Origin of the sequence: Dyadobacter sp. (assembly GCF_039919315.1) — a bacterium.
In the GTDB taxonomy this organism is placed as follows: domain Bacteria; phylum Bacteroidota; class Bacteroidia; order Cytophagales; family Spirosomataceae; genus Dyadobacter.
Genome location: NZ_JBDSFX010000016.1, coordinates 1 through 7,420, shown reverse-complemented (window position 1 = coordinate 7,420; position 7,420 = coordinate 1). Strand labels below are relative to the sequence as shown.

The 7,420-nt window shown below is 47.7% G+C and carries 4 protein-coding genes and 1 pseudogene; 4 read left to right on the top strand and 1 reads right to left on the bottom strand.

Translation table 11 applies throughout. From position 1 onward, the window contains the following. The 4 genes and pseudogenes from ABIO93_RS04215 to ABIO93_RS04200 form a co-directional block, all read left to right on the top strand. Positions 1 to 1,173 (top strand): annotated as a pseudogene (locus ABIO93_RS04215) (SusC/RagA family TonB-linked outer membrane protein); the annotation flags it as partial. Positions 1,174 to 1,184: 11 nt separating this feature from the next. Then, entirely contained in the window at positions 1,185 to 3,080 is a 1,896-nt protein-coding gene (locus ABIO93_RS04210; RefSeq protein WP_348064763.1) for a RagB/SusD family nutrient uptake outer membrane protein, read from the top strand. 117 nt (positions 3,081 to 3,197) lie between these two features. Beyond that, positions 3,198 to 3,887 carry a DUF3823 domain-containing protein gene (locus ABIO93_RS04205; RefSeq protein WP_348064761.1) on the top strand — a complete coding sequence of 230 codons (690 nt, stop codon included), beginning with the start codon at positions 3,198 to 3,200 and terminating at the stop codon, positions 3,885 to 3,887. Between the two features lie 76 nt (positions 3,888 to 3,963). After that, complete coding sequence (locus tag ABIO93_RS04200) at positions 3,964 to 5,271, top strand: glycoside hydrolase family 71/99-like protein (RefSeq protein ID WP_348064759.1); 1,308 nt, start codon at positions 3,964 to 3,966, stop codon at positions 5,269 to 5,271. A gap of 7 nt (positions 5,272 to 5,278) precedes the next feature. Here ABIO93_RS04200 and ABIO93_RS04195 read toward each other — a convergent pair. Next, positions 5,279 to 7,420: galactose oxidase (locus ABIO93_RS04195; protein WP_348064757.1), on the bottom strand; the 2,142-nt coding region annotated here is incomplete at its 5' end.

Sequence of the window (7,420 nt, the reverse complement as noted above, 5' to 3'; positions counted from 1 at the left end):
GGTCTCGTGGGAGCTGACGCAGGCGCACCGTTCCAGTACGTACCCGGCTTCTCGCTCACAGGCGGTGGCGGATATGAGTTCAATAACGGCAACTACACCACCGGCGCAGCCTCACCGGCGATTGTGAACGAAAAACTGACTTGGTTTAAGTCTAACATTCAGGACATTGGTGTCGATGTAGGTCTTTGGGACAATAAGATTGATTTTACATTCGACATTTATCAGAGAGACCGGAAAGGATTGCTCGCCCGCCGAAATGTATCGTTACCGAATACATTTGGGGGAACATTACCTGAGGAAAATCTGAACAGTGACCGCGTGAGGGGAATAGAATTCTCCGCATCATACAGCGGCCAGGTACGCGATTTCAAATACGGGATTTCCGGAAACTTCAACTACGCCCGTACCATGAACCGCTACGTGGAAAGAGGTGATTTCCTGAGTAGTACGGACAAATGGAGAGGCGGCGCGGCCAACCGCTGGAATGATGTGGTGTGGGCGTATCAGCTGGAAGGCCAGTTTCAGAACAAGGATGAGGTCATTTATGCACCGATCCAAAACGGCGACCTGGGCAATACGCGGGAGCTACCGGGCGATTTTCGCTACAAAGACGTGGATGGTAATGGTGTGATCGATGGCAATGATGCAACTCCGCTGTTTTTCGGTGGCGATCCCAAAATGTACTATGGTGTGACGCTGAATGCTTCCTGGAAAGGTTTTGATTTCACCGCATTGTTTCAGGGCTCGGGCAAATACAGCGTCCGGTTCCGCGAAGTGTACGCCGAGGTTTTTGCATTCAGAGGAAACACGCCGGAATATTTCTACGATCGCTGGCAATTGTCTGGTGACGATGAGTGGATTCCGGGCAAATGGCCGGCTTCGCGTTTCAACTATAATGTAGGTGCCATGTATGCTGAAAGCAGTGCCTGGCGGAAAGATGCTTCCTATCTGAGGTTCAAAAGTGCCCAGCTGGGTTACACCATCAAACTTGATTGGTTGAAAAAGATCGGTATCGAGGACGTACGTGTGTATGCTAATGCGCACAACATTTTCACCTGGGCGGACTCATTCGTGAAGCCTTTTGACCCGGAAAAAATCGAAGGTTTGTTTGGCGCAGGGCTCACTTACCCCGTGACAAGAAGCTACAACTTTGGTATTAATGTTAAATTTTAACAGCAAGCACAATGAAATTTTTTAAACATACATTACTGCTGTTTATTCTTCTGTTCTCATTGAGCTGCGGAAATGTTTTGGATAAACAGCCTTTGGATAAATTACGGGGAGAAGACCTGTTTTCTAATCCCGAAGGAGTGAAGCTTTATATGGCAAACCTCTACTACCAGCTCCCAATCGAGGATTTTACGTTCTTTCGTCAGGGTTTTAACTGGAATACCGGCGACCAAAACAACGGAGGTTTTGCGCCAGCCATGATCACCGATGAGGCCGTACATACTGAATTCGGTGATTTTATAGGTGACGGGGATTTTCAATGGTGGGACCAGGGTTACAAACTGATCCGCGACACCAACATCCTGATCGACATCATTCCTACATTGGAAGTAACAGAAGATGAAACCAAGGCTTTGGTGGGAGAAAGCGCCTTCATCCGCGCCTACGCCTACTTTGCACTGGCAAAACGTTACGGAGGCGTACCTGTCATCACCGCCGTGCAGAAATATGAAGGTGATGTGGAAGCGCTCAAAGTACCCAGAAGCACAGAAAAGGAAACCTGGGATTTTGTATTAAAAGAATGCGACATCGCGATCGCCAATCTTGCAGATTCCTGGCCAGCTGGCGAAAGACGCGCTACGAAATGGGTAGCTTATGCCCTCAAATCGAGAGCTGCGCTGCATGCCGCCTCTCTTGCCAAGTATGGCGACCGCTCACCGATCTCCGGAACAGCCGTGGATCAGAAACTGGTTGGATTGGATAAATCTACGGCGGCTGAGTATTACAAAGCTTCGATGGAAGCATCGGAAGCGATCATGGCATCGGGGAAATACAATCTGTACAAACCGTCACCGGCAACACCGGAGGAAGCTGCCAATAACTACCGTTTGCTTTTCGAAGATCCGAATAATGCGCCGGAGGAAGCCATTTTTATTAAAGGCTATGCGCGCCCGGGAGCAGGAACGGGGCATAACTACGGGATCTGGTTTCAGCCTAATCAGACTGCGAATGGCTGGCCGCACCCGGGTCGCATGAACCCTACATTGGAGTTAATGGATGCTTATGAAAGCTACGACAAACCCGGCCAAAGCGCGCCGCTGATAACGTCAGTTGCGGGAAGTGATGTCGCCGATTACAATGGTTACAATGCAGCCAAGCAGTACAAACGGTTTGACGACGCTAACGGAATTTTCCAGGGTAAGGATGCACGGATGTGGGCAACTATGATCCTACCGGGAACAGCCTGGAAAGGCCAGAAAATCATTATTCAGGCAGGATTTGTGAAGCCCGACGGTAATGCGCAGATCATGGGCGGGGAGCCTTTTACAGCCAATGGCAAAACTTACTATACCTATGGCGCAGCTGACAGAACGCAATATTCTGGGTTTGATACCTGGGGTGGAAACAACACCCGTACTGGGGTGAGTTTTAAAAAATTCCTGAATGAAGGTGTCAACGTTGCACCGGGCTGGAACCAATGCATCACTGATTTTGCAGATTTTCGTTATGCCGAAATTCTCCTGAACTACGCCGAAGCAGTTGTTGAAAGCGGCCAGGGCGATAAAACAAAAGGTGCCAAAGCATTGAATGATATCCGCCATCGTGCTGCTCATAAGACTGATATTCCATTAACCATTGAGAATGTGGTTCGTGAAAGAAGGGTAGAGCTGGCATTCGAGAATAAGCGCTTTTGGGACCTGATCAGGAGACGTGAATACCACACGACCTTCAACAATACCATGCGTCATTCCATCCTGCCCGTACTTGACCTGCGTGTAACTCCTGCCAAGTACATTTTCATCCGTACCAATGTGGCAAGAAGCAACCCATCGACCTTCGATTACAAGCATTACTACCGCTCCATTCCAGGAATCGGGGCGAATGGGCTGGTTCAGAATCCACAGTATTGAGTTGGCTATTAGCTATGAGCTTTTAGCAATTAACTTTTTGGCTATGGTGAAAATTAAACAAGTATCTAACTGAAAACGCTAATAGCTAACAGCTAGTAGCTATTAAGATCCCAAACAATGAAAAACATAAAAACCTATATATCCGCTCTGGCACTGATGCTCGTCGCCGGCTCTTGCAGCATCGACAATTACCCTGCTCCTGATGCCCAGTTGCATGGTTCTTTTCTGGATATTGACACCAATGAACCTGTGGAGCAGGACATTATCCGGGGTAGTACCATTGAATTTATCGAGCATGGCTATGCGTCTCAGACCAAGCAAACTATGATCGTGAAAAATGATGGTAGCTATCGCAACAACCTGATTTTCTCCAATATGTACACCATTACTCCGGTTCGGGGGAATTTTGTTCCACTCGCGCCGCAGGAAGTGAATGTTGACGGTGAAACGTTGCTTGATTTCAAAGTCCAGCCTTACATCAGGGTGAAAGAGGCGAAAATTGAGAAGTCGGGCGGTAAGGTTGTTGCCTCATTTAAGTTGCAGCAAACAGTGATCAACAATGTTCGCAAGATCGGATTGTATGCCCATCCCGAGCCTTCTGTGGGCGAGCCGATGCGGACCGCATTGATCGAGCAGGAAATAAACGGGGTCATTGATCCTAATAAAACCTATAAACTGGAATTGGACGTCAGTGCCAATAGTAATGTGCTGAAAACCGGCGGACAGTACTTTTTCCGGGTAGGGGCGATCATTGACGCTCCCGAATCCAAGTTCAATTATGCCACAGCAGTGCGGTTGACATTGTAATTCCTAGCGAGACTTGCCAAGTCTTCAAGACTTGGTAAGTCTTGTTCCTCCTAAACGTTTAACAAAAAACATAAACATGAAATTTCTAAACTTCCTGATACTCTTACCTTTTCTTTCTTACAGTTGCAGCGGTGCCGATACCGATGACAAGGAAACCGTCAAACCCGAACCCGTCCAGGAAGTGAAATACGACCAAACCGGCGTCCTTTTTACCAGTTACAAAGGCCTCGTCATGGCTGGCTACCAGGGCTGGTTTACCGCGGAAGGCGACGGGGCGGGCCGTGGCTGGCATCATTACCAAAAAAACGGCAAGTTCGAGCCGGGCTCTACTTCCATTGACTTCTGGCCGGACGTTACTGACTATCCTAAAACCTATAACACTGCATTCAAATATGCGAATGGAGAAATCGCCAAAGTGTACAGTCCCTATGATGAAGAAAGTGTCGATCTGCATTTCAAATGGATGAAAGAGCATGACATTGATGGTGTTTACATGCAGCGTTTTGTGGGAGAAGTAAAAGGTGAGAGCGGCAAAAAGCATTTTAACAAAGTGTTGGCAAACGCTTTAAAAGCGTCCAAAAAATACAGTCGCGCGATCAGCATCATGTACGATCTCAGCGGCATATCTTCTGCCGATATAGATTTCATTGTGCAGGATTGGGAGGAACTTCAAAAGACCTTTGCACTTTTTGATAACAAAGAGAACCCAACTTACCTACGCCACAATGGTCGTCCGCTGCTGGCGATATGGGGCGTGGGCTTCAATGACGGCAGAAAGTACACGATCGCGGACATTCAGAAATTGATTGAAAAGGTAAAAGGCCCGACCAAAAAGGCCTCGATCCTGCTGGGCGTACCTTACTACTGGCGCAGCCTGGGCAATGATACCGAGAACTCTACCTTGCTTCATACGGTTATCAAAAGTGCCGACGTGATCATGCCCTGGGCGGTAGGGCGGTACAATGCTGGCAACTATGCAGCCGTGGCAGGTACTAATCTGCCTGCCGACATTACCTGGTGCAAAACCAACAATATCGACTACGCGCCACTGGTTTTCCCGGGTTTCAGCTGGGGTAACCTTAAAAATGACAAGTCGCTGTACAACCAGATCCCGCGCGGAAAAGGTGACTTTTTGTGGCAGCAAATCGCCGGTGCCAAAGTGTCGGGTGCCGAGGCTCTGTACGTCGCAATGTTTGATGAAGTGGATGAGGGTACCGCCATTTTTAAGACCAAAAAAGAAGGGGATCTTCCTTTGAATGCAGACGGAAAATTCGTCGGTATCGAGGCGGACCTGCCGAATGACCATTACCTGTGGCTGACTGGCCAGGGTGCAAAGTGGTTTCACGGCAAACCAGGCTATTCAATGCAAAAACCGGTACGATAAGTGAGTGTTACGAATGCAGAACCTCTGGCATATCTTTCCGGAATTCCTCGCCGTAAATGCGGCTGTATTCCCGGGCAAAATTTTCAAATGTGGTCTTGGCCAGAGAATGTTTGCCCAGATATGCCAGCGATTTGCATTTAATCGTCATCGCCTCTTCGTTCACCGGATCGAAATAGAATATGTAGTTGGCCAGTTTGATCAGGAATTCGGGATCTTCGGCAATGGTTACCGAGGATGCATACCGCAAATAAGCGTCCACAATTTCATTGGAAACCTCGGATTTGAACGAATCAAGCCACTCATATTCCTGATTGGAAAGGAAGCTGCCGCGTTTGGTAATGTTGGCAAGCTCGGTAATGTCGCTTTTGCTCAATGTCCTTTTGCCTGAAACCAGGTTGAGGTAACCGGCATAATCAACCCGGATCTGCTCATCGTCGATGTTCAGCCGCCAGTAGCCGGTCTCTTTGGAGATGTGGCAATGTTTCAGTTTGTCCAGGATGCCTTTCAGCTTCGCAATATTCACAGACCGGTTGTTACGGGCGCTTTCTGTGTTTTTATCAAACCATAATAACTCTTTCAGTTTTTCGGAGCTGATACCTTCGCGGCGGATGGAAAAAAGCAGTAATACCAGGAATAACTCTTTCAGCAAAGGCGTAAATGACTTGGTGATTTCGTGGCCTTGTTCATCGAAAATCTGAAAATTCCCGAAAAGTAAAATGCTGTTTTGTAATGGAAAAAGTCGCGGTTCTGGTATTTTGTCAGCGATAGGATTCCTCAGTTGCTCCTCGGAAATGTGCTGAATTGATTGTTTTACAACAACTGGTTCTGTCTTAATGTCTTTGTTGGCTTTATTTCTCTTGTATCTCAAAAACACAAAAACACCGGCTATCAGAAGCACGGACGTGACGACTAACCAGATATCCGCATTCGCACGTGCTGCCTCGGTTTTGGCAGGAGCGACGGTTTCCATTGGAGGCGAGTAAAGCGAGTAAATGGATACCCTGGTCTGATTTTTGTCCGTTTTGAAAAGGGTTACTGCTACAAACCGATTGGTGTACTGGTCAAAGAAAAGGTCTGCAAATGAGTCAGTATCAATGAATTGGTACGGGATTTTCGAGCCTACCAATTGGTACTCAGGTTTTTCCAGCGACCCGCGGACGAGTTGCAGTTCGGAGGTGAATTTATCTTTTGGAAAAATCAATGCGTAGAACGACTTCTCTTTTTCATTCACGACCATTGAATTGGCAAAAACGAAATCTTCGCCCGGAATTTTCAGGTTGTGCAACCGTCGGAATGTAGCGTCTTTGGCATTGAAATACAGCAGGTCATACCAGTTGCGCGGGTTCAGGATTTGCTTCCCGGTCGTGCTCCCGTAGCCGCCTATCACATAGGCACCTCCCTCCACACGTCCCAGCGAGGCCAGGTACCGGGGTGTAAACAGCGTATCTTTCCTGCTCAGATCAGTCCAGCTGCCGGTTTTGAGATCATACTTCTGAACATTGCCTTTATATTCCAGATGCCCGTAACCACCTAAAATGTAGATAGCCGAGTCGGCCCGCGAGTAAAATTTATTGGCATGTAAAAAATGGGTTCTTAATGAAGCAGTAGCCACATTCTTGTCCCATTGACCCAATTTCAAATCCAGAGACGAGACTTCTTTTTCATTAATAAACAGGTTGTATATCTTGCCCGTCGTCTTTTCGTAAAGGATTTGATTATCCATAAAAAATGACTGCGGATTGTATGCGCTGCGGGTAATCTGCCCGGTAGCGATCCGGTAGCTGATCAGCGAATCCTGCCCCGTCACATGTACTACACCGGAAGCTTGGTCGCAGGCTATCCTCGCCGGACCATTTATGACGAACGTTTTCAGCGGGTTCCAGTCGTGGTGCATTTTCTTGATCCACAGTGGGTTGGAGGCTAGTCCGCTGGCCTGTTTATGAAGTTCGGGTGCTTTATTACCAGCCATTTCATCCAGCGGCCAGCTGTATTTGACGGTTCCGTTTTCCTTGATTTCGACATTCCGGATTTTCATCGGAGGTACGTCGGTCGTGTTGAAATTCTTATAACTCGATGCCCCGAACAGTACTTTAAAACATCCTTTCGCAGCCGCTTCATAAGGATGTGAGAAGCTTTTGTTTCCCGAAAC